This is a genomic window from Mixta intestinalis (assembly GCF_009914055.1).
In the GTDB taxonomy this organism is placed as follows: Bacteria; Pseudomonadota; Gammaproteobacteria; order Enterobacterales; family Enterobacteriaceae; genus Mixta; species Mixta intestinalis.
The window spans coordinates 133,504-156,979 of the sequence record NZ_CP028271.1 but is presented as its reverse complement, the minus strand read 5'-3'; the positions used below and the strand labels follow the sequence as shown (position 1 = coordinate 156,979).

Sequence of the window (23,476 nt, the reverse complement as noted above, 5' to 3'; positions counted from 1 at the left end):
GCGCTTTATACCATAAAGCATGTTTTGACGCCAATATTTGTTAGCAGCGGAAGGCAGCGGATAACGATGCCACAGCCGCTTTTTTCCGGCAGCAGGTTCTGTCGTTATCGGTCGGTTAACGGTCAGTGGCAGCACGCTGGCTGACCTGATAACATGGCGCCACTTGCTTAATTATTGTCGAAAATGACGGCAACTGCGGATTAAATTAATGTCAATTTCAATTAAAACCCCAGAAGAGATCGAAAAAATGCGCGTTGCGGGCCGTCTTGCCGCTGACGTGCTGGAAATGATCGAGCCTCACGTAAAACCGGGCGTCTCTACCGGCGAACTCGATCGCATCTGCAACGACTACATCGTTAACACTCAGCAGGCCGTCTCCGCCTGTCTCGGCTATCACGGTTTTCCGAAATCCGTCTGTATCTCGATTAACGATGTGGTGTGTCACGGCATTCCCAGCGAGGACAAGCTGCTGAAGGATGGCGATATCGTCAATATCGACGTCACGGTTATCAAAGATGAGTATCACGGCGATACCTCGAAAATGTTTATCGTCGGCAAACCGACCATTCAGGGCGAGCGTCTGTGCCGTGTGACTCAGGAGAGCCTCTATCTGGCGCTGCGGATGGTGAAGCCTGGCATTCGTCTGCGTTCGCTGGGCCGTGAAATCCAGAAATATGTTGAGGCACAGGATTTTTCCGTGGTGCGTGAATATTGCGGACACGGCATCGGCAAAGGCTTCCATGAAGAGCCACAGGTGCTGCATTATGACGCCGATGATGGCGGCGTAGTGTTACAGGCCGGTATGACCTTTACCGTTGAGCCGATGGTTAACGCCGGTGATTATCGTATCCGCACCATGAAAGATGGCTGGACGGTAAAAACCAAAGATCGCAGCTTGTCCGCGCAGTATGAGCATACTATTGTGGTGACGGAAAACGGCTGTGAAATCCTTACCCTGCGTAAAGACGATACCATTCCGGCAGTACTGGTGAACGAATAACTTCGTCGCCCGCGAAGAATGGATAAAAGCCAGCTGCCCGCTGGCTTTTTTTATGGTGAAAGCGGAGCAAACTCTCAATGAGCAATAGCGTGAACGATGAAATAAAATATGCCCTGACCGATTCTGCTGCGGACTGGGACGATACCCAGCTCACGCGCGAATCGTTAAAACAGCATCTCGATCGTTTTCAGCACGCGCTGGCCGCCGCCTTTGACGCCGGTGAGGATGTGGAAGTGCTGATTGATGCCCGCACGCTGTTTATTGATAGCTTACTACGCCGCCTCTGGCGCTTTTACGGCTTCGACGCCATGACTGACGTCGCGCTGGTAGCGGTAGGCGGCTACGGGCGCGGCGAACTGCACCCGCTTTCCGATATTGATCTGCTGATCCTCAGCCGTGCGCCGCTAAGCGAACAGGCGGCATCGCAGGCCAGCGAACTGCTGACGCTACTGTGGGATCTCAAACTTGAAGTTGGTCACAGCGTGCGCACGCTGGAAGAGTGCCTGCTGGAAGGGCTCTCCGATCTGACGATCGCCACCAATCTGATTGAATCGCGCATGTTAATCGGTGACGTGGCGCTGTTTCTGGAACTGCAAAAGCATATCTTCAGCGATGGCTTCTGGCCCTCTGCACGCTTTTTCGCCGCCAAAATCGACGAACAGCAGCAGCGGCATCAGCGCTATCACGGCACCAGCTACAACCTTGAGCCAGACATCAAAAGCAGCCCCGGCGGACTGCGCGATATCCACACGCTACGGTGGGTAGCTCGTCGTCACTTTGGTGCTACCTCGCTGGATGAGATGGTTGGCTTCGGCTTCCTGACTGAAGCGGAGCGCAACGAGCTGAATGAGTGTCAGGCCTTTCTCTGGCGCATCCGTTTCGCGCTGCATCTTACCCTCCCCCGCTACGATAACCGCCTGCTGTTCGATCGCCAGCTGACTGTGGCACAGCGTCTTAACTATCAGGGTGAAGGCAACGAGCCGGTAGAACGCATGATGAAGGATTTTTTCCGCGTCACGCGGCGCATCGGTGAGCTGAATCAGATGCTGCTACAGCTGTTTGACGATGCGATTCTGGCGCTGGACGCCACTGACAGGCCGGTACCGCTCGATGATGATTTCCAGCTACGCGGCAGCCTGATCGATCTGCGCGATGACGCGCTTTTTATCCGGCAGCCGGAAGCTATTATGCGCATGTTCTGGGTGATGGTGCGCAATGAGAACATTAAAGGCATTTACTCTTCGACCCTGCGCCAGCTGCGCTATGCGCGCCGCAACCTGCAACAGTCGCTCTGCTATCTGCCGGAAGCGCGCCGTCACTTTCTGGCTATTCTCAGGCACCCCGGCGCGGTAAGCCGGGCGCTGGTGCCGATGCATCGCCACAGCGTGCTGTCAGCCTACCTGCCGCAGTGGAGCAAAGTGGTCGGTCAGATGCAGTTTGACCTTTTTCATGCCTATACGGTAGATGAACATACCGTGCGCGTGTTGCAGAAGCTGGAAAGCTTTGCCAGCGAAGCAACGCGCCCGCGCCATCCATTGTGCGTCGAACTGTGGCCGCGCCTGCCGCAACCGGAACTGCTGCTGCTGGCGGCACTGTTTCACGATATCGCCAAAGGGCGCAACGGCGATCATTCGATTCTTGGCGCGCAGGATGCGCTGGCGTTTGCTGAACTCCACGGTCTGAACTCTCGCGAAACACAGCTGGTTGCCTGGCTGGTGCGTCATCATCTGCTGATGTCGGTTACCGCCCAGCGCCGCGATATTCAGGATCCGGCGGTTATCCAGCAGTTCGCCGAGGTGATGCAGAATGAGAGCCGTCTGCGCTATCTGGTCAGCCTGACCGTCGCGGATATTTGCGCCACCAATGAAACGCTGTGGAACAGCTGGAAACAGAGCCTGTTGCGCGAGCTGTTCTTCGCCACCGAAAAACAGCTGCGGCGCGGCATGGAAAATTCGCCTGACCTGCGCGAGCGGGTGCGCCATCATCGTCTGCAGGCGCTGGCGCTGCTGCGCATGGACAATATCAATGAGGAGGCGCTGCATCAGATCTGGAGCCGCTGTCGCGCCGACTATTTCCTGCGCCATACGCCAAACCAGCTCGCCTGGCACGCCCGCCATCTGATGAATCACGATCTCAGCCAGCCGCTGGTACTGGTCAGCCCGCAGGCGACGCGCGGCGGCACCGAAATCTTTATCTGGAGCCCTGATCGTCCCTATCTGTTCGCAGCGGTGGCGGGCGAGCTGGATCGGCGTAACCTCAGCGTGCATGACGCGCAGATCTTCACCAGCCGCGACGGCATGGCGCTGGATACCTTTATCGTGCTGGAGCCGGACGGCAGCCCGCTGGCACCCGATCGCCATCAGATGATTATTCATGCGCTGGAGCAGGCGATTGCCCAAACCAGCTGGACGCCCCCGCGTACTCGCCGCCAGTCGGCCAAACTGAAACACTTTAACGTCGATACCGAAGTGCGTTTTCTGCCATCGTTTAACGATCGTCGTACCTGGCTGGAGCTGGTGGCGCTCGATCGCCCCGGCCTGCTGGCCCAGGTCGGGGAAGTGTTTGCCGATTTAGGCATTTCACTGCACGGCGCGCGCATCAGCACCATCGGCGAGCGGGTAGAGGATCTTTTTATTCTGGCTGACGATGAGCGCCGGGCGCTGAGCGCAAATTTGCGCCATAAGCTGCAACAACGGTTGACACAGGCCCTTAATCCAAACGATAAAGTGTGATCCAGATTGATTTTTTACTACCGTTGTTCATCAGCCATCGGGCCAGCGGCCGCGCCGCGCACGTTCCTGACCGACGATGAATGAAATAACCAGGATGGAAATGCAAATGCAACAGTTACAGAGTGTTATTGAGAGCGCGTTTGAGCGCCGTGCCGACATCACCCCCACCAGCGTGGACGCCGCTACCCGCGATGCGGTTAACCAGACTATCGCCCTACTCGACAGCGGTGCCCTGCGCGTTGCCGAGAAGGTCGACGGACAGTGGATCACCCATCAGTGGCTGAAAAAGGCGGTACTGCTCTCTTTCCGCATCAATGACAATCAGGTAATTGAAGGCGCTGAAAGCCGCTATTACGATAAAGTCCCGATGAAATTCGCCGCCTATGACGAAGCACGCTTCAAAAAAGAAGGCTTCCGCGTGGTGCCGCCCGCGGCAGTGCGTCAGGGTGCCTTTATCGCCCGCAATACCGTGCTTATGCCTTCCTATGTCAATATCGGCGCTTACGTTGATGAAGGCACGATGGTGGATACCTGGGCGACCGTTGGCTCCTGCGCACAGATCGGCAAAAACGTTCACCTTTCCGGCGGCGTTGGTATCGGCGGCGTGCTGGAACCGCTACAGGCCAACCCCACCATCATTGAAGATAACTGCTTTATCGGCGCACGCTCTGAAATTGTGGAAGGCGTTATTGTCGAAGAAGGCTCGGTGATTTCGATGGGCGTTTACATCGGTCAAAGTACCAAAATCTACGATCGTGAAACCGGTGAAGTGCACTACGGTCGCGTACCGGCGGGCTCGGTGGTGGTATCCGGCAACCTGCCGTCAAAAGATGGTTCTTACAGCCTCTACTGCGCCGTCATCGTGAAAAAGGTCGACGCGAAAACACGCGGCAAAGTTGGCATCAATGAGCTGCTGCGCACCATTGACGAGTAATGCCCACTCTTTAGCCCTGCTCTCGCAGCGGGGCTGATACATAACTTACGCTCGCCATTTTTCACCCCGACACCATATTTAACGCTTTCGCTTCGCGCTTGCTTCTCGCCGCCGCCAGCGGCAAATTAGAGGTGCGTTTATTTTTTATGCGGGCGATAATCCATCGCAGCACTTTCTGCGGCGCAATGTGCCGAAGTTCGTCGTTTATGTCTACAGTGTTCACAGGCCCATTTTCCTGCTGAAGCAGAGTGCCGCCCCACCGGGTCAGCGTAAAATGTAGAGCCATCGCGACGCCCCTATTTCACGTTCACAGGAAGCATTGCTATGTATGACAATTTAAAAAGCCTGGGCATTTCTAATCCGGAAGATATCGATCGCTACAGCCTGCGTCAGGAAGCGAACAATGACATTCTGAAAATTTACTTTCGCAAAGACAAAGGGGAATTTTTCGCCAAAAGCGTGAAATTTAAATATCCGCGTCAGCGCAAAACGGTGGTCGCCGATGGCCTCGGTCAGGGTTATAAAGAGGTGCAGGAGATCAGCCCTAACCTGCGTTACGTTATTGATGAGCTGGATCAGATTTGCCAGCGCGATCAGATCGAGATCGATCTGAAACGTAAAATCCTTGACGATCTGCGCCATCTGGAAAGCGTGGTATCGAACAAAATTGCTGAGATCGAATCCGATCTGGATAAGCTGACCCGCAGCAGCCGCTAAAACATGAGCGCCGCGTCACCTCGCGGCGCTTCCTGCCTCAGGGCTGATCGTCCAGCTGCAACGCCACATACAATAATAATCGATCGTCAAAATGGCTGAGATTCAGTCCGGTCAGCTCAGAAATCCGGTTCAGGCGGTATTCCAGCGTATTACGATGAATAAACAGCGCCCGCGCCGTGGCGGAAGGCTGTACGTTATTGCTGAACCAGGCGATCAGGGTGCGCCGCAGCAGGCCGTTATTGTCCATCGCTTTCAGTTTCAGCAGGGGGCGCGCCAGCTCATTGGCCTGCCAGCCGCCGCGCAGGCTGTCGAGCAGCACCGGCAGCACCAGATCCTGATAAAAATAGCTCCGCTGATCCGGCATTCGCTGTTTGCCTACCATCATCGTGGTGCGTGCCGTGCGGTAAGAACGGGCGATGCTGCCCGCGCCGGTAAAATAGTTGCCCAGCGCGATGCGAATACGCAGATGCCCGCTCTCTTTCATCCGCCCTAACAGCAGTTCAACGCGGCGGCGATGTTCATCCTGATCGTAGCGCCCGTGCGCGTTCAGCGCCGGTTTCAGCACCACCATTTCCGTCAGCGACACAATAGCGATCAGGTTATCGCGCTCCGGCGTGATCAGCAGCGTTTGCAGCTGCTGTAGTTCTGCCATTGCGCTATCCACGCCGAGCTGACCGCTGTCTACTTCTACCACCGCCACCACGCGCGGCTGGTTAAGATCGATACCCAGACGTTGCGCCCACTCCATCAGCGCCGGAGAAAGCGTCTCGCTACGGATCAGGTTGAGCACCAGCTCCTCACGCAGACGGCTGTCCTGTGCCAGCATATGCAGCAGCCGCGCCTGCTCCAGCATCATCTCCGCCGTCATGCAGACCAGTTCACCATACTGCCGCAGCGAAAGCGGATCGCCGGTCAGCCCGATAACACCAACAATCTCTCCGGCAATACGCAGCGGCAAATTGACGCCGGGACGGACCCCGTGCAGATGTCGCGCTACCGCATCATCAATATCCACGATACGCGCCTGCGAAAGTGCCAGCAGCGCACCTTCGTGCAGTTCGCCAATGCGCTCCCGATCGCCGCTGCCGATAATCCGACCACGCGCATCCATAACGTTAACGTTGCTGTCGATAATCTTCATCGTACGCGCAACGATATCCTGAGCCAGACGGGCATCCAGGTGATAGTTAGCCATCATTCACTCCTGCAAAGCCGGGGAGCAACAGCATAGAGGGAGAGCCGTCACGAAACATTGTGCAAATGCACAAAACCCCGTTTCGGTTAGAAAAATTGCGGCGAATATCACAAACGCGCCGGACGGAATAGTGCAGCCCCAACGCTGCACATGGAAAGACGAGGGAATTTATCCAACAAAAAAACGGCCCGCTAAGCGGGCCGGAGTACGAAATAACGGACTATTGTGCGAAACGCATTACTGCATCAGCAGATAAATATTGCTGTCACCGCGTTTGATATTCAGCGCCAGCACTGACGGCTTGGTATCAAGGATTTTACGCAGTTCGCCAAGGTTAGTTACCGGCTGCTGGTTCACACCAAGAATCATATCGTCTTTTTTCAGACCGATACGTGCGGCGGCGCTGCCTGGTTTCACGCTATCGACGCGTACGCCTTTCTGACCGCTGACCACCGCATTGCTCAGATCGGCACCTTCAATGCCGGTATAAATGGTGGCGGAATCGACTTTATCCTGCGAGCTTTGTTGCAGCTCTACCGTTACCGTCATCGGCTTGCCTTCACGCAGCAGGCCCAGCACCAGCTTCGTGCCTACCGGCAGCGAACCGACTTCGGCACGCAGCGCGGCGAAGCTGGAGATCTGTTTCTTGTTCAGCGAGATAATAACGTCGCCCGCCTGAATACCTGCTTTCGCTGCGGAGGATTTTGGCATAACCTGGCTGACGAAGGCACCGCGCTGAGCGTCAACTTTCATCGCCTTCGCCAGCTCGGAGTTAAGTTCGGTGCCCATGATGCCCAGTTCGCCACGTTTCACCTGACCAAACTCCACCATCTGCGCGGTCAGGTTTTTTACCATATTGCTGGGGATAGCAAAGCCGATACCGATGTTGCCGCCGTCCGGTGCCAGAATTGCAGTATTAATACCGATCAGCTCGCCGTTAAGGTTAACCAGCGCACCACCGGAGTTACCACGGTTAATCGCCGCATCGGTCTGGATAAAGTTTTCATAGTTTTCCACATTCAGGCCGCTGCGGCCCAGCGCGGAGACGATACCGGAAGTCACCGTTTCGCCCAGCCCGTAAGGGTTACCGATCGCCACGGTGTAATCGCCAACGCGCAGCGTGTCGGAATCAGCAATCTTAATGGCGGTCAGGTTTTTAAACTCCTGTAGCTGGATCAGCGCGATATCGGAACGCGGATCCTTACCGATCACTTTCGCCTCATAGCGGCGTCCATCGCTGAGCTGTACCTGAATTTTGGTGGCGTTATCGACCACGTGGTTATTGGTTACCACATAGCCTTTTTCTGCATTAATCACTACGCCGGAACCCAGCGCACGGAATTTTTGCTGTGGCGCATTACCGCCGGGTACTGCGCCCTGACACATCGGCGAGCCCTGGAACGGCGAACCTTCCTGACAGAAAGGTGAGTTATCGCCAAAGAACTGCTGGAACTGCTGCGGCAGGCGCGGCGTGCGCACCGTGGTGCTGCCTTCAACGTTGATGCTGACCACCGAAGGCATGACCTTTTCCAGCATTGGTGCCAGGCTGGGCAGTTGTTGAGTGGAAGAAGAGGCCGTTTCTGCGGCCATCACATACGCAGGGCTCATTGCCATTCCCAGGCTTAAGGCCAGCGCGCTTAATACAAGAGCTGTTTTTTTCATTCGTCTGTACTCGTATTGAATCCAATGAAGCTAACCATAACGATGGTAGTGTTGATGAGATTAATTTTTTACCGCAAAGTTCATCAATAACTTCTGGGTAAAAGTAAAAAAATATTCGTCATCTTTACAAAACTCCTTTTATTACTTCACTATTCAACCGACATCAAACGCCGGTATTCGTCCCAGGCATAAAGATCGGTCATCCCACTAATGTAATCCTGAATCAAACGCGCGCGGTAATAACGCTCCCACAACAGACGTTGATATTTATGCTCAATCTTCACCGTACGCATATGTTGTTGATAAGCGCGTCGATGCTTGCCGGAAAGCTTGTGGAACAGCCGGGTCTCAATAGGATGTCCGGCAAGGAAATCCTCTGTCATTAATGTGGTAAAAGATTCATAATTCAACCCCAGAAGGGGCTGATAAATATCCAACAACCCTTTAATCACCCGATAACCCTGTAATTCCAGCTGTTCAACTTCGGAATGATTAAATACGTGGCGTCGTGCAACGGTCTTAAATAACGCCAGCAAACGCCCCTCTTCTCCCTCATCCTCCAGCAACGCATGATTAAAGTCGCCGTTAAATATCGCCTCCAGATTATTCACAAAGCGATTAACCGCATGGCTCACCAATACGTTTTGTACGCTGACCCGCAGCGACATAAAAAATTGATCGCTCCTGCCACGAATTTTCTTAGCGTTAGCCTCACGCCAGGCATAGCCCACGGTGCGGCTAAAGGCGTCACCGTTACGAACCGGCCCCCACTGCTGTTCCAGGTAGCCATACAGCGTATCGACGTTGAATATCGCTTTCTCTACCGCATCATCCAGATCGGCAATACAGTAGGAAATGTCATCAGCAGCTTCCATGATCCAGGTTAACGGAAAACGGTGATGCTCTGGCAGCTGTGTCGCGGCGCGCAGGTCGGCAATGTAATGCCGTTCAGAGAGATAAAATCCGGGCTTCTTCATCAGCGTGGCGAACGCAGACGGTTTCTCACCCTGCCACCAGGCGGGCGCGGTATATTTCAGGATACAGGCCACCTGACAATAGGTCAGGTTGAGCTGTAACAGCGTATGCACCAGGCGGATCGCCTGCGCGTTACCTTCAAAATGGCAAAGATCCTGACGAATCATGGCGTTGAGGCGATTGAAATCTGCGCGCTGTGCGGCGTCATTTACCCCGGCAATCAGCGGATCCACCAATTCGGCGGGTAAATTAGCGTCAAACCAGTCGTTAATCGCCGCCTCGCCGAAGTGACCAAACGGCGGATTGCCCACATCATGCAGCAGGCAGGCCATTTCCACCAGGCTTTCAAACGCGCCGCCCAGCTCCTGCAAACCGTACTGTTCCAGCCCACCGCGCGCCTTCAGCGTTTCGAGGATCTCTTTAGCGATGTAACGTCCGGTTTGCTGCACTTCCAGCGAGTGGGTCAGGCGCGATCGCACCGCAGCATTACGCTCCAGCGGAAAGACCTGCGTTTTCTGCTGGAGGCGGCGAATCGCGGCTGAGTTGATAATGCGCCCGCGATCGCTTTCAAAATGGCGGGTAATGGCATACTCGCCCTGCGGCGCTTCCCGGCTGTTCCACGGACGCTGAAAGCTGATGCGCTTTCGGAAATTAATCTTGTCCATCGATTCTCCCTTGTTGCGGCATGAAAACATCTCTCTGCGGGCATGTGATAGACTATGCAACACTTCAAACGCTGAATTCCACTTTAATTACTAGCGAGCAACTCTATGAAAGCAGGCATTATTGGCGCAATGGAGCAGGAAGTTACGCTGCTGCGCGATAAAATCGAAAACCGTCAAACCCTTTCCATCGCCGGATGTGAAATTTATACCGGCACCCTGAATGGCGTAGAAGTTGCGTTGCTGAAATCAGGCATCGGCAAGGTTTCTGCGGCAATGGGCACCGCGCTGCTGCTGGAACGCTGCCGTCCCGATGTGGTGATCAATACCGGTTCAGCGGGCGGGCTTGCGCCTTCGCTGAAGGTAGGCGATATCGTGGTATCAGATGAAGTGCGCTATCACGACGCTGATGTTACCGCCTTTGGCTATGAGCCAGGCCAGATGGCGGGCTGCCCCGCCGCTTTCCCGGCCGACGATAAGCTGATCGCCACAGCGGAAAGCTGCATCAAACAGCTGGACCTGCATGCGGTACGCGGGCTGGTAGTGAGTGGCGACGCCTTTATTAACGGTGCAGAGCCGCTGGCGCGTATTCGCTCCACTTTCCCGCAGGCGATTGCGGTTGAGATGGAAGCCACGGCGATCGGCCACGTCTGCCATCAGTTCGCCACGCCGTTCGTCGTGATCCGCGCTATCTCTGACGTGGCGGATCAGGAATCCCATCTTAGCTTTGAAGAATTCCTCAGCGTGGCGGCAAAACAATCTTCGCTGCTGGTAGAAACACTGCTGAGCCAGCTGGCGCGTGGCTAAAAAGTGGCTGGTACTGCTGGCGCTCTGGATCTGTTCCGGGCTGGCGCTGGCAGCGGGCGCGCCGCGAGTCGTTACGCTGGCACCCCACTTAACTGAACTGGCGTTTGCCGCTGGGATTACGCCCGTTGCGGTAAGCGCCTGGTCCGATTATCCGCCGGAAGCAAAGCAGATTGAGCAGGTCGCTAACTGGCAGGGGATTAAGGTAGAACGGATTCTGACGTTGAAGCCAGATCTGGTGTTGGCCTGGCGCGGCGGATCCCCGCAGCGTCAGATCGACCAACTACAGGCGCTGGGTATCAACATCCTGTGGCTCGATCCCGACTCCGTGGACGCCCTGCCTGATGCGCTGCGCCAGCTGGCCTCCTGGAGCCCGCATCCTACGCTGGCGCAACAGACCGCTGACCGGCTGGCGGCTCGTTTCAACGCCTTACGTGAACGTTATCGCCATGCAGCGCCTCGACGGGTATTTTTGCAGTTTGGCCTACAGCCGCTGTTTACCGCTTCGCGCAACACGCTACAAAACCAGCTGCTGACGCTGTGCGGCGGCGAGAATATTTTTGCTGACAGTACGGCCCCCTGGCCCCAGGTGAGCCGTGAGCAGGTACTGACGCGCCATCCCGATCTGATTATCGTACCGGGCGATGATGATGCCGCCGCGCGTGTTGCGCATTTCTGGCAACCGCAGCTTAAGGCATCAGTAGTCGCTATCCCGGAAGACTGGCTTAGCCGTGCGGGTCCACGCAACGTGCTGGCCGCAGAGAAACTTTGTCAGGCACTGCAATCACCAGCGATCTGAATAAAGTTTGCGCTTGTTTTACCGATAGTCCTTTTACCGAGCGACATATTATAAATCGCCGGGTTTATACCCTTTAACACCAGGAAAATTTATGAAAGCCATTTTCTTAGCCTGCGGGCTGTTAATGGCGGGAGGCGCACAGGCGGCGACCATTTCAGGCACGATAAATGTCCAGCTGACGATTACCAACCAGTGTCAGATAAACGGACAAACTATAACGCCGCAGGGTCAGCTGTCCGTTAACTGCGTGCCGCAGCCTTCCGCACAACCGAAAGTAACGTTAAGTACGCTGAAAAAGGAGGCGAATATCAAACAGGAAACGCGCCTGGTTACCGTTGAATGGTAACGGCGAAAGGAAAACGGCGTGCTTTACCCGACGGTAAAGCACGCCTGCCTGTCAGATGCTGAACGAAGAACCGCAGCCGCAGGTGCTTTTTGCATTAGGGTTAGTAACAATAAAACGCGAGCCTTCCAGCCCTTCGGTATAGTCCACCGCTCCGCCTACCAGATATTGCAGGCTCATCGGATCGACAACCAGCGAAACGCCAGATTTTTCAATGGTCATATCGCCATCGTTGATTTTATCGTCAAAGGTGAAACCGTACTGAAAGCCGCTGCAACCGCCACCGGTAATATAAACACGCAGTTTCAGATCGGGGTTTTCTTCATCAGCGATCAGGGCCTTAACCTTGCTGGCTGCCGCTTCGGTAAACTGCAGCGGCAAAGCTGCTACTTCATCACTCATTGAATTACTCCGCAATTAATCAGGCCGTAACCTGTCAGGCCAGAAATAGCCGTGCTTGTCAATATTATCTAATAGCCTGGTACAGCAATCAAGTATCCACTCTCGCACTCTGTGCCTTTTCCGCCTCCTGCTGCTTCGCCAGCGTACGTGCCAGCAGCGTAGAGTAGATAGGTTTGCCGCCGAGGAACTGCGCCACCAGCGTTGCGCCAAGGCAGGTAATGATCATCGGCAAAATCAGCTGATAGTTATCGGTCATCTCCAGCACCAGCACGATGCCAGTCAGCGGCGCGCGTACCGACGCGGCAAACAGCGCCCCCATACCGGCGATGGCAAAAGTGCCGGGATCGAGCGCCAGCGAGGGCAGCAACGCCGCGCTGGCCATGCCGAATGCGGTGCCCAGCAGCGTACCCAGCGCCAGCATCGGTGCGAAAATACCGCCCGGTGCACCGGAGCCGAAACAGAGCAGCGTGGTCGCCACCCTGGCGATAAAGATAAACAGCAGCACGCCGACGCTGTAGTGCCCTGCCGCTGCCGCCGGAATCAGATTGAAACCGCCGCCCGCCGCCTCCGGTTCGATGAGCGCAAGAATACCGCATAGTCCACCCAACAGCGCACCGATAATCAGCGCTTTTTTCATCACGCCGCCGTGCAGCCGCTGGAAAAAATCCTGCGTGCGGAAAAGCAGCTGGTTAAACAGCACGCCAACGGCACCAAACAGCATCCCCAGCAGCAGATAAAGCCATAGCGTATTCACCGGCGCGCCGGAAAGTTTACCGACGGCGATCACCGCCTGCTCGCCGTTAAAGCAGCGGAAAACGATGCTCGACATAATCACGCCGATAAATACGGCCTTAATCGAGATCAGGCTGTAGCGAAACTGTAAGCGCATCTCTTCGATAATAAACAGGATACCGGCCAGCGGTGCGTTAAACGCCGCAGAAAGCCCGGCAGCCGCCCCGGTCGCCAGCAGCGAATGGCGCGCTTCGGCGCTGCGCATACGGAACAGATCCAGCACCATGCGGCCCACGTTGCCGCCCAGCTGCACGGTCGGCCCTTCCCTGCCCAGCACCATGCCCGCGCCCAGCGTTCCCATACCACCGAGGAATTTTACCGGGATAACGCGCCACCAGCGCACCGGGCGCAGCTCCTCCAGCGCACCTTCGATTTCCGGGATACCGGAACCGCCCGCTTCCGGCGCAAAGCGGCGCACCAGCCAGTAGCCAAATACCGCCAGCACGGCGGAGAGAATAAACGCCAGCGGAAACGCCAGCCACAGGTGATCGCCGGTCGTGGCCACCACGCTCATTCGCCAGACCTGCACCGCGGTCACTGCTTTTTCAAAGGCGACGCCAACCAGCCCGGCCAGCGTACCGACCACGCCTGCGACCACCAGGATCGCCACTGGCGTCTTATCACGACGCAGCAGCATTCGCAGAAAATCAGTACGCCTCAGGGGCACCACATGCAGTTGTTCTGTGGAAGTCGGAGTTTGTTTCATAATACTCGTATCGGAAAAGAGAAGGTAAGCAAGCCCGGTATGATACGCCGCCCCGTGAGCCTGGGCAAAAGTTGCCGTTCTGAGCAACAATCTTAGCGCGTACCTTTCAATGTGCGTATAAGTTCCCGTAGAATGAGCGGGTTTTTACCTAATTCAGGAGCCGATTGATGAGTAAGTCCGAACACCTGTATCACCAGGCGCAGCGTTCTATCCCCGGCGGCGTCAATTCGCCGGTACGCGCCTTTAACGGCGTCGGCGGCGTCCCCTTGTTTATTGAGCGTGCCGACGGTGCCTGGATTTATGATGCCGATGGCAAAGCCTATATCGACTATGTCGGCTCCTGGGGGCCGATGGTGCTGGGCCATAACCATCCGGCTATTCGCAACGCGGTTATCGAGGCGGCGGAACGCGGCTTGAGCTTTGGCGCGCCAACCGAAATGGAAGTGAAAATGGCGGAGCTGGTTTGCGAACTGGTGCCGTCAATGGATATGGTGCGCATGGTTAACTCCGGCACCGAAGCCACCATGAGCGCGATCCGCCTGGCGCGTGGCTTTACCCATCGCGATAAAATCATTAAGTTCGAAGGCTGCTATCACGGCCACGCCGACAGCCTGCTGGTCAAGGCTGGCTCCGGCGCGCTGACGCTCGGTCAGCCCAATTCACCGGGCGTACCGGAAGATTTCGCCAAACATACTCTGACCTGCACCTATAACGATCTCACATCGGTACGCGCCGCTTTTGAGCAATATCCGCATGAAATTGCCTGCATCATCGTCGAACCGGTGGCGGGTAATATGAACTGTATCCCGCCGCTGCCGGAATTCCTGCCGGGTCTGCGCGCGCTGTGTGATGAGTTCGGCGCGCTGTTGATTATCGATGAGGTGATGACCGGTTTCCGCGTCGCGCTGGGCGGTGCCCAGGCGCACTACGGCGTCACGCCGGATCTGACCTGCCTCGGTAAAATTATCGGCGGCGGTATGCCGGTTGGCGCTTTCGGTGGACGTCGCGATGTCATGAGCGCACTGGCCCCGACCGGCCCGGTGTATCAGGCCGGTACGCTCTCCGGCAACCCGATTGCCATGGCAGCGGGCTACGCCTGCCTGAGCGAAATCGCCCAGCCCGGCACGCACGCCACGCTGACCGCGTTAACAACCCAGCTGGCGCAGGGGCTGCGCAAAGCGGCGCAGGCGGAAAATATCCCGCTGGTGGTTAACCATGTCGGCGGCATGTTCGGCCTGTTCTTTACCGATACCGCACAGGTGATCTGCTATGCAGACGTCACGCGCTGCGATACCGAACGCTTCAAACGTTTCTTCCACCTGATGCTGGAAGAAGGCGTCTATCTGGCACCGTCCGCTTTTGAAGCGGGCTTTATGTCGCTGGCACACAGCGGGGAAGATATTCAGCGCACCGTGGAAGCGGCACGACGCAGCTTTGCCCGTCTCGCCTAGCAAAAAGGGCGCCCTGCGGCGCCCTTTTTATATCGCTTTACGCAACAGCCAGACAAAATAAGGCGCACCGATAAAGGTTGCCAGCAGCCCTGCCGGGATCTGGTTCGGAAACGCCGCCATCCTGCCACACCAGTCGGCAATCAGCATCAGTCCCCCACCTAACAGCGCGGCAACGACCAGCTGCGGCAGCGCACGGCGAAAGCCGAGCATCCGCGCCATATGCGGTGCCATCAACCCAACAAAACTCAGTGGCCCGATGGTCAGCGTGGCGGCAGCGGTTAGCGCAGCGGCTAACAGCAGCAGACTCAAACGTACCGGCGTAAGGGCGATACCGATAGCGCGTGCCGTCGCACCGCCGAGCGGCAGAATGGTCAACCAGCGGCTGGCCAGCGGCGCAATACCTACCAGCACCACCGCCACCAGCGCGGTACGCAGCGCCTGCGGCGCATCGACATTGTAAGTTGAACCAGAAACCCAGCTCAGCAGCATCGCCATACGTGGGTCGCCGCTGGCTAATAACATCGCCAGCAGCGTGGTAAAGGCGGTGCCGATCGCGACTCCCGCCAGCAGCATGCGCTCCGGCGAGAAGCCGCCGCGTCCCGATACCAGCATAATCAGCAGCAGCGTTGCCGCCGCGCCGAGGCTACCGGCAGGCAGCAACCAGCCGAACGCATCACCCGGCACCAGAAACAGCATCAACACCACGCCGCAGGCGGCACCGGAGCTGATACCCAGCACTTCCGGGCTGGCCATCGCGTTACCGGTCAGACGCTGAATCAGCGTACCCGCTACGCCGAGCATCACGCCCGCCGCCAGCGCTGCCGTCATGCGCGGCGCACGCCACGGTTGCAGCTGCTGCCAGAGCTCGCCGCTGGCCCACTGCCAGCCCTGGGCATCGCGTCCCAGCGCCAGCGCCGTCACCGCCAGCAGCAACAGTATGCCTAATGCCGCCAGCGCCCAAAGCAGCACATGCTGGCGCTCCAGCGGTGTCCGCTCGGCCTGGTTTAACGGCGGCGGCACAGCGGCGGTGCGCAGACGCGGCAGCAGCCACAGCAGAATCGGCGCGCCGGTCAGCGCGGTTAATGTGCCGGTAGAAACTTCGCGCCAGTTATCGGCCAGCCAGATGACACACTGATCCGCCAGCCAGAGCAGCAGCGCGCCGATCAGCGGAGCCAGCAGCATACGGCTAAGCAGACGCCGTGCGCCCAGCAGCTTCGCCAGCAGCGGCGAGAACAGCGCAATAAAGGCCACAATGCCGACGGCGTTAACCAACATAGCGCTCAGCACAATTGCCAGTCCGAGCGCCGCCAGCCGCACCAGCGAAAGCGCCATACCGAGGTTGCGGGCAACGCCGTCATCCAGCCCCAGCAGCGTCAGTGGACGGCGCAGCAGCAGCGCCAGCAAAAAGCCAGCCAGCAGGCGCGGCAGTAGAAAGGTTACATTGCTCCAGTCCTGCTGACTCAGGGAGCCAGTGCTCCAGAGGAACAGGTTCTGTAACTGATCGTGTTTGAAAATAGCGAAGATCTGGTTAACTGCACCGCAGTAAAGACTCATCACCAGCCCGGCGAGAATCAATGTCACCGGCGACAGCCGTTTTCCCCAGGCAATACCGAATACCAGCAGGCCGATCAGCAGCGCGCCGATCAGCGCCGCCATGTGCTGCGTCAATTGCCCGCCCGGCAGCGCCCAGAGCGTAGCGACCGTAATGCCCAACTGGGCACCGCTCGCAACGCCAAGCGTGGTGGGTTCCGCCAGCGGGTTGCGCAGCACCTGCTGGAACAGCAAGCCCACCAGCCCCAGCCCGGCACCGGCCAGCAGCGCAATCGCCAGCCGCGGCAGCAAACTAAAGTGAAACACCATCTGATCGATATTATCGACGTCCGGCTGCCACAGCGCCTGTAACCACTGCTCCTGCGGCAGATGCCGGGACAGATTGAGACCGGTTAACGCCAGTGCACCAATAAACAGCGCAATCATCGGCGCGACTGAAAAGGTAAAACGTTCGCGCATCATGCCTCCAGCTCCCTGGCAAGGGTGCGACAAAATTCCATCGCCGAGAGCGTGGCGCCGTAAAACCAGATGGTAGGTACGCGTCTGAAACGCTGCTGCCTGACAAAAGGCAGCGACTGCCACAGTTCGGTTGCGCTGACCTGCGCCATCAGCGCGGCATCGCCATGATCGAAGCAGATTGCTTCAGCATCGCGTATGCTGGCCAGCCGTTCGATGCCGATCACCGCGCTGCCCCAAAAGTTGGTTTCGCCCTGCCAGGCGCTCTGAAGGCCCAGTTCCTGTAACGTTTCCAGAAACAGGCTGCCCTTGCCGAATACGATGACATGGCGGCTGTCGATCAGCGACATCAGCAGCAGCGGCTTCGCCCCCCAGGACGCCAGCCGGGTGCGCATCTCGCGGATAAAGCGATCAAACTCCATCAGGTGCGCCTGCGCCTGCGGCACTTTGCCGATGCGTTCCGCCAGCTGCATTAAAGAATGGCGCGCCGAGGTAAGCGGTTTGCCCTCTCCGCTGTTAAAAGCGAAGCCCTGACAGGGCGCAATACGAGCCAGCCTGGTCGGTGAAGGGCCGTAGCCACTGGAATAAAGGATTAACGAGGGACGCAGCTGCGTCAGCAGCTCCATGTTGGGTTCGGTACGCAAACCGACATCGATCACGCTGGCGGGCAGCTCCGGCTTGCCGACCCAGTCGCGATAGTTGAAAAGCTCTGCCGCCGCCATCGGCACCACGCCCAGCGCCATCATCAGCTCTATCGGCAGCCATTCCAGCGCGACAATGCGCTGCGTATCGATCGTTTCCGCCCGTAACCCCTGCTGCCAGAGCAGCGGAGAGAGCGCCATCGCGGTAAGTAATTGTCGACGTGTTATTGCTGGCATCACCACATCCTTGTATCAATAAACGAAGCTGACCGGCGCGCCGCCTTGCGGGTGCGGCAAAATGCCCATAGGAATGTTATAGATGCGCTCCAGCACCTCGCTGTGCATGATATCGCCCGGCGCTCCCTGCGCAATCATTTCACCGGCGCGCAGCGCCACCAGGCAATCGCAGTAGCGGGCCGCCATATTGATATCGTGTAAAACCGCGATGACCGTCAGACCACGCTCCCGACTAAGTTTCTGGATCAACGCCAGTACCTCAACCTGATGTGCAATATCCAGCGCCGAAGTTGGCTCATCCAGCAGCAGGCAGCGGCTGTTTTGTGCCACCAGCATCGCCAGCCAGGCGCGCTGCCGTTCGCCGCCGGAGAGGCTGTCTACCAGCCGAGCGGCAAAAGGCTTCAGCCCCACCAGCGCAATTGCTTCCTCTACCAGCGCGCGATCCTCTTCCCCATAGCGCCCCAGCGCCCCGTGCCACGGATAGCGTCCTACCGCTACCAGTTCACGTACCGTCATCCCTTCTGCCGCAGGCAGCTGCTGCGGGAGATAGGCCACCTCGCGCGCGAAAGCTTTACTGCTCCACTCCGCAACCGGCTTATCGTTCAGCAATACGCGCCCTTCACTGGCGGCCTGATGGCGTCCCAGTATTTTCAGCAGCGTTGATTTGCCGGAACCGTTATGACCTATCAGGCCAGTGACTTTACCGGCGGGGAAAGTTAATGAGAGAGGTTGCAGCAGCGTGCGCCCCGGCACGCGGAAACTGACGCAATCGAGAGAGAAGGTGGTGCCCTGTGGCGATGGATATGACATGGTTATCTTCAGCGGTAACGGGCGCGACAAAGGCCGCGCCCGGTTAAGTGGGTTAAAAACGGAACGTAGCGGTAGCGACAACCTGGCGATCGGCTCCCCAGTAACAGGCGTACTCGCGATAACAGCTGGCAACATATTCTCTGTCGAGCAGGTTATTTACGTTTACCCCAACGCTGGAGCCCGGCAGGCCAAAGCGGCCCAGATCGTATTTGACCGCAGCATCAACCGTGGTATAGCTCGCCACGTTAAAGTTCTGGTTGGCATTGTCGCCGGTACTGTAGAGGCCTTTGCTCTCGCCCACATAGCGTACGCCCGCGCCTACCGTCAGACCAGAAAGTGCCGTTTCGTTAAAGGTGTAATCGCCCCACAGCGACGCCATCTGGCGCGGTGCCTGCACCGGCGTGCGGCCTTTCAGCGTCGTATCGTGCGTATATTCGGCATCATTATAGGTATAAGACGCGGTCATGTTGATGTTAGCGTTAAGCGCCGCTTTCGCTTCCAGCTCGAAGCCGCGGGAACGAATTTCGCCACCCTGTACGCTCCATCCCACATTCTGCGCATCGGCCACCAGGTTTTTGGTTTTGTTAAGCTGGTACACCGCGGCGGTAACCACCAGCGGCCTCTCCTTCGGGACATATTTTACGCCCGCTTCATATTGCTTAGCGCGCGAGGCGTCAAACGGTTCGCCAGCAGCGGTGGTTCCGGTGGTTGGCAGGAAGGATTCGCTATAGCTGAAGTATGGCGCGATACCGTTATCAAACAGATAGTTCAAACCGCCGCGCCAGGTAAAGGCTCGATCGTTTTTTTCTACCGTCGTGTTACTAAAGCGGTTATTGGCAGAGGTTTTGGCAAAATCATAGCGTCCGCCCAACGTCAGCACCCAGCGATTCCACTCCATCTGATCCTGCGCGTAAAGGCCGGTCTGTTCCTGACGGTTCAGGTAGTTATAGGGAGCGTCGTAAGGGGTCCAGCTGTCGTTACCATACTGCGGGTGAACAGCATTAATGGGCGTGGCGAAGCCGAACTGCGCGTCAATATCGTTACGGGTGCGTTGATAATCGACGCCGGTCAGCAGCGTATGGCCCACGTCGCCGGTGCTGAATGTCGCCTGAGCCTGGGTATCAACGGCAAAGGTAGTCAGGTGCTCTTTAGAAAACGCCGCGCCGCGATTGATCTCATTCGTTGCCGGGTTGAAGCTGCTACCGTAGAGGCTGCGATAGTCGGTATGCAGATCGGCATAACGCAGATTCTGACGCATCGTCCAGGTATCGTTAAAAGCGTGTTCGAAGTTGTAGCCCACCATTTTGGTATTGCGCGAAATCTTGTTGCTGTTTTCGCCTTCGTCAAAATTGGTTGGCAGCTTATGTTCTTTACCGTTGGCATCCACAATCGGCACCACCGTACCCTGACGAGGCAACCAGCCGTAATAACCGGTTTCCGGCTCGTTCTGGAACAGCGTAATCAGGTCAAAGCGGGTGTTACTGTCCGGACGCCAGCTAAAGGAAGGCGCAATAGCGTAGCGCTTCTCTTTATTCATCTCCTGCTGCGCGTCCTGGCTGCGCGCCAGACCGGTAAGGCGATAGCTGTATACGCCGTCATCATCAAGCGCATCGGAAAAATCAAAACCGGTTGCGAACAGGTTATCGCTTCCCATTCTGAACTGTACTTCGCGCAGCGGCTCGGTAACGGGACGCTTGCTGACCATTGAGACTACGCCGCCCGGGTTACTTTTACCGTACAGCACGGATACCGGTCCGCGCAGAAGCTCGGCACGTTCCAGGAAATAAGGATCGATGGCAAACTCAGAGTAGTTATCGCCCTGTAGTTTTAGCCCATCAAGATACTGGTTGGTATTAGTTTCGCTGAAACCACGAATTGAGAGCGCGTCGATCACGTCAGAGCTGCCGCGGTTATTGGTCAGCACGCCTGGCGTGTAGTTGAATGCGCCCTTCACTGAAGTAACGCTGTGCATCTCCATCTCTTGCTGCGTCACTACCGATACCGACTGCGGGTTCTTCTCAATCGGGGTATCAGTCTTGGTGCCGGTCGCGCTGTGCTTCGCAGCGATAGTCGGGGCCGGCCCCCATGCGCTCTCCTGCGGCGCGCTGGCTGAAGCATCCACCACGATGGTTTCTTCCGCTGCAAATGCGGTGCCGCTACCCGCCAGGGTCAAGGCTACCAGCACTGCCAGCGGGCGTTTTAACATGCCCGCCGAAGCAGATGCTGCAAGAATATTTTTACGCGCGTTAGTCATCATCTTTTCTCTAGTAAAAGGGGAACTATTAAACGAAATGTAAACGAGAATTATTCTTATGCTTATTATTGTGGTGGATAATATGCGAAACAGCGGAGCAACTGCAAGCGGTAATGGCGGCCTGCGGCCTGTCTGGGCGGGCGTTAAAGCACATTAACGACGCTAAGCGCTGCATCAAAAAGGGTGCCGCTAAGCGGGCACCCGTTCAGAAAAGAAGTAAAGGAAGGTGAGGTGATAACGCCGCGTCAGGCTCCGGTTGCGGCGTTTTCATGAGTACGGAAAACCGCAACCGATTCACGCAGCGCCCTCGCCTGTTCCGCCATGGAAGCGGAGGCGGCGGCAGACTGATCTACCAGCGTCGCGTTCTGTTGCGTGGTAGTATCCATCTGGCTAACGGCAATATTGATTTGCGAGATGCCCGCGCTCTGCTCTTTGGATGAATCGGAAATCTCTTTAACCAACTGCGTCGTTTTCTCGATAGCCGTTACGCTCTGATGCACTTTCTCCCTGGCATCCTGCACCATGCTGATGCCCTGCATTGAATGACCAACGGATTTTTCAATCAGCTGCTTGATCTCTCTGGCTGCCGTGGCCGAACGCTGCGCCAGCGCGCGCACTTCGCCTGCAACTACCGCGAAGCCTTTACCATGTTCACCGGCGCGCGCCGCTTCAACGGCGGCATTCAGCGCCAGGATATTTGTCTGGAAAGAAATGCCGTCAATAACCCCGATAATTTCCTGAATTTGACCTGAGCTGCTATTGATTTGCTCCATCGACTGAAGTACCGATTCCATCGCTTCACCGCCGCACAGTGCCGCCTGAGTCGCCGCCTGGGCAATTTCCGCCGCATGGCGCGTGTTATCGGCATTTTGACTAATAATCGATGCCAGCTGTTCCATACTGGCAGCGGTTTCCGCCAGCGAGGCGGCCTGCTGTTCAGTTCGGGCGGAGAGATCCTGGTTGCCGTCGGCTATCTCTTCTGAAGATGAAGCGATGTTGTCCGCGTTCTCTTTGATGGAGAAAACCAGCGTTGACAATTTGGCGTTCATTTCCTTTAGCGAACGCAACAGCGAAGCGGTTTCATTATTACCTTCGGCCTCTATCCGGCTGGTTAAATCGCCTGCGGCAACGTTTTGCGCAACTTTCATCGCCTCATTAAGCGGTTTGGTAACCGTTTTAACAATATAAACGGCGAAAATAACCGTTATCAGCACCAGGGCCAGCAGAAAGCCTAATAATTTAATCTGCGTGAAACGTTTATCCTTCGCCTGATCGTTTAGCAGATTTAATAATGCGTCAGCGGCCTCATTACTCAGGGATTCAAACTTATCTACAATCTGCGTAAAGCGCGTCATGTATTCATCTAACGTCAGATTAGTTTCTTTGTGCTCGTTAAAAATATCATGCGCTATCTGCAACGTATCAAAGGCTTCCTGCCAGGTCGCTTTCATCGGCCCGCCAATTTGCTCCTTCAAAGCAGGGTTAAGCGCAAAGGCTTTTTTAAAATTTTTATAAAACAACGCCAGCGTGGACTGAGCCTGATCGATTTGGTAAGCAACGCGCATATAGTCCGTTTCTTTCTTACCATACCTGTCTGCAAGTATCTCTGCCCCTTCGCTGCGAACATGTGCCAGTTTATCGATCACGTCCGGTATCTGGGTAAAGGTGCTCAGAATCAGCTGGTAGCTCATCAGGTCGGCATCCAGCGATAGCTGATAAAAATCCAGCGAGTCCGCAATAGCGTCAAGCAGCTCGCTCAGCAGCTGCTCATGCTGAAGATTATTATCTGTAGCCGACAGACTTTTTTCATCAAGCGCACGCTGCAACGTTTCCCAGCGTTTAGTCAGCATCCGTACTTTGTCCAGCGGAAGTTCAGCGCCATCCTGCGCCAGCGATTTAATCAGCTGTGTATGCAGCTGTTCCGCCTCATTTTTCAGCGGCACGCGTGCGGTGGCTGCCGGATTGCCATTAGCGATAACCAGATAGCTTTCATGCCAGTGGCGTTGATAGACCCCCATTAGCTTGATGAATTGCTTTTCTACCGGAACGCCAGTGGCTTCCAGACGTTTCACCGTAATAGAGTGATTTCCCGTATTAATAAGCAAAGCGGTAGGCAGACTAAACAGTATCAGTGCGATAACACCCAGAATCACTAATTTAGCCGAGAAATTCATATTCCTTAATAAGCTTCCCACAGTAAACTCCATTTTTATTCATGAGGTAACGACAGAGAGAGAATCGGAAGGCTTAAGACATATCCCTAATTATTAACCGCCATTAAGCCGTCAATTTTGCCCGCTATTACGCACTCAACTTGCAATTACCTTATCAGGCAGTAATAACGAGCTTTCCT

19 protein-coding genes are annotated in these 23,476 nt (G+C 56.3%); 8 read left to right on the top strand and 11 right to left on the bottom strand.

Annotated features, from left to right (window positions below; translation table 11 throughout):
* The first annotated feature begins 208 nt into the window (after positions 1–208).
* The 3 genes from map to dapD all read left to right on the top strand — a co-directional run bounded on the left by map (position 209) and on the right by dapD (position 4,666).
* Positions 209–1,000 (top strand): type I methionyl aminopeptidase, encoded by a 792-nt coding sequence (gene map, locus C7M51_RS00645; protein WP_160619696.1) that lies wholly within the window; start codon positions 209–211, stop codon positions 998–1,000.
* Between the two features lie 77 nt (positions 1,001–1,077).
* Entirely contained in the window at positions 1,078–3,732 is a 2,655-nt protein-coding gene (glnD, locus tag C7M51_RS00640) for a bifunctional uridylyltransferase/uridylyl-removing protein GlnD (RefSeq protein WP_160619695.1), read from the top strand.
* Positions 3,733–3,838: 106 nt separating this feature from the next.
* Positions 3,839–4,666: a 2,3,4,5-tetrahydropyridine-2,6-dicarboxylate N-succinyltransferase gene (dapD, locus tag C7M51_RS00635; RefSeq protein WP_160619694.1), complete on the top strand. Its 828-nt coding sequence runs from the start codon at positions 3,839–3,841 to the stop codon at positions 4,664–4,666.
* A gap of 61 nt (positions 4,667–4,727) precedes the next feature.
* On the opposite strand, the gene C7M51_RS00630 is transcribed toward dapD, so the two are convergent.
* Complete coding sequence (locus tag C7M51_RS00630; RefSeq protein ID WP_160619693.1) at positions 4,728–4,889, bottom strand: hypothetical protein; 162 nt, start codon at positions 4,887–4,889, stop codon at positions 4,728–4,730.
* A gap of 101 nt (positions 4,890–4,990) precedes the next feature.
* Between C7M51_RS00630 and C7M51_RS00625 the strand changes: the two genes are divergently transcribed.
* Positions 4,991–5,383: a DUF3461 family protein gene (locus C7M51_RS00625; RefSeq protein ID WP_160619692.1), complete on the top strand. Its 393-nt coding sequence runs from the start codon at positions 4,991–4,993 to the stop codon at positions 5,381–5,383.
* A gap of 37 nt (positions 5,384–5,420) precedes the next feature.
* Here C7M51_RS00625 and C7M51_RS00620 read toward each other — a convergent pair whose 3' ends face one another.
* The 3 genes from C7M51_RS00620 to dgt all read right to left on the bottom strand — a co-directional run bounded on the left by C7M51_RS00620 (position 5,421) and on the right by dgt (position 9,880).
* Positions 5,421–6,578 carry a CdaR family transcriptional regulator gene (locus C7M51_RS00620; RefSeq protein WP_160619691.1) on the bottom strand — a complete coding sequence of 386 codons (1,158 nt, stop codon included), beginning with the start codon at positions 6,576–6,578 and terminating at the stop codon, positions 5,421–5,423.
* A 237-nt stretch (positions 6,579–6,815) separates the two neighbouring features.
* Positions 6,816–8,240 carry a serine endoprotease DegP gene (degP, locus tag C7M51_RS00615; protein ID WP_160619690.1) on the bottom strand — a complete coding sequence of 475 codons (1,425 nt, stop codon included), beginning with the start codon at positions 8,238–8,240 and terminating at the stop codon, positions 6,816–6,818.
* A gap of 149 nt (positions 8,241–8,389) precedes the next feature.
* A complete protein-coding gene (dgt, locus tag C7M51_RS00610) occupies positions 8,390–9,880 on the bottom strand; it encodes a dGTPase (RefSeq protein WP_160619689.1) in 1,491 nt (496 codons plus the stop codon).
* Between the two features lie 105 nt (positions 9,881–9,985).
* Between dgt and mtnN the strand changes: the two genes are divergently transcribed.
* The 3 genes from mtnN (at position 9,986) to C7M51_RS00595 (ending at position 11,826) form a co-directional block, all read left to right on the top strand.
* Positions 9,986–10,684 carry a 5'-methylthioadenosine/S-adenosylhomocysteine nucleosidase gene (mtnN, locus tag C7M51_RS00605; protein WP_160619688.1) on the top strand — a complete coding sequence of 233 codons (699 nt, stop codon included), beginning with the start codon at positions 9,986–9,988 and terminating at the stop codon, positions 10,682–10,684.
* Positions 10,677–11,480: a vitamin B12 ABC transporter substrate-binding protein BtuF gene (btuF, locus tag C7M51_RS00600; protein ID WP_160619687.1), complete on the top strand. Its 804-nt coding sequence runs from the start codon at positions 10,677–10,679 to the stop codon at positions 11,478–11,480. The genes mtnN and btuF overlap by 8 nt, the downstream gene beginning before the upstream one ends.
* Before the next feature lie 91 nt (positions 11,481–11,571).
* Positions 11,572–11,826: a Csu type fimbrial protein gene (locus tag C7M51_RS00595; RefSeq protein WP_160619686.1), complete on the top strand. Its 255-nt coding sequence runs from the start codon at positions 11,572–11,574 to the stop codon at positions 11,824–11,826.
* A 51-nt stretch (positions 11,827–11,877) separates the two neighbouring features.
* Here the strand turns inward: C7M51_RS00595 and erpA are convergent, their stop codons facing one another.
* Together erpA and clcA are read right to left on the bottom strand one after the other, a co-directional pair.
* A complete protein-coding gene (gene erpA, locus C7M51_RS00590) occupies positions 11,878–12,225 on the bottom strand; it encodes an iron-sulfur cluster insertion protein ErpA (RefSeq protein ID WP_160619685.1) in 348 nt (115 codons plus the stop codon).
* An 88-nt stretch (positions 12,226–12,313) separates the two neighbouring features.
* The gene (gene clcA, locus C7M51_RS00585) at positions 12,314–13,723 is read right to left on the bottom strand and encodes a H(+)/Cl(-) exchange transporter ClcA (protein ID WP_160619684.1); all 1,410 of its coding nucleotides are present in this window, start codon (positions 13,721–13,723) and stop codon (positions 12,314–12,316) included.
* A 167-nt stretch (positions 13,724–13,890) separates the two neighbouring features.
* Between clcA and hemL the strand changes: the two genes are divergently transcribed.
* Positions 13,891–15,174, top strand: a complete 1,284-nt coding sequence (hemL, locus tag C7M51_RS00580) for a glutamate-1-semialdehyde 2,1-aminomutase (protein ID WP_160619683.1) — start codon at positions 13,891–13,893, stop codon at positions 15,172–15,174.
* 27 nt (positions 15,175–15,201) lie between these two features.
* Here the strand turns inward: hemL and fhuB are convergent, their stop codons facing one another.
* The 5 genes from fhuB to C7M51_RS00555 all read right to left on the bottom strand — a co-directional run bounded on the left by fhuB (position 15,202) and on the right by C7M51_RS00555 (position 23,318).
* Positions 15,202–17,184: a Fe(3+)-hydroxamate ABC transporter permease FhuB gene (gene fhuB / locus C7M51_RS00575; protein WP_425281001.1), complete on the bottom strand. Its 1,983-nt coding sequence runs from the start codon at positions 17,182–17,184 to the stop codon at positions 15,202–15,204.
* Positions 17,184–18,059, bottom strand: coding sequence for a Fe(3+)-hydroxamate ABC transporter substrate-binding protein FhuD (fhuD, locus tag C7M51_RS00570; RefSeq protein ID WP_160619681.1), 876 nt, complete (start codon positions 18,057–18,059; stop codon positions 17,184–17,186). Before fhuD ends, fhuB begins: the two co-directional genes overlap by 1 nt.
* 15 nt (positions 18,060–18,074) lie before the next feature.
* Positions 18,075–18,869: a Fe3+-hydroxamate ABC transporter ATP-binding protein FhuC gene (fhuC, locus tag C7M51_RS00565; protein WP_160619680.1), complete on the bottom strand. Its 795-nt coding sequence runs from the start codon at positions 18,867–18,869 to the stop codon at positions 18,075–18,077.
* A gap of 52 nt (positions 18,870–18,921) precedes the next feature.
* Positions 18,922–21,126, bottom strand: a complete 2,205-nt coding sequence (gene fhuA / locus C7M51_RS00560; RefSeq protein WP_160619679.1) for a ferrichrome porin FhuA — start codon at positions 21,124–21,126, stop codon at positions 18,922–18,924.
* Between the two features lie 242 nt (positions 21,127–21,368).
* A complete protein-coding gene (locus C7M51_RS00555; protein ID WP_160619678.1) occupies positions 21,369–23,318 on the bottom strand; it encodes a methyl-accepting chemotaxis protein in 1,950 nt (649 codons plus the stop codon).
* Positions 23,319–23,476: the final 158 nt, after the last annotated feature.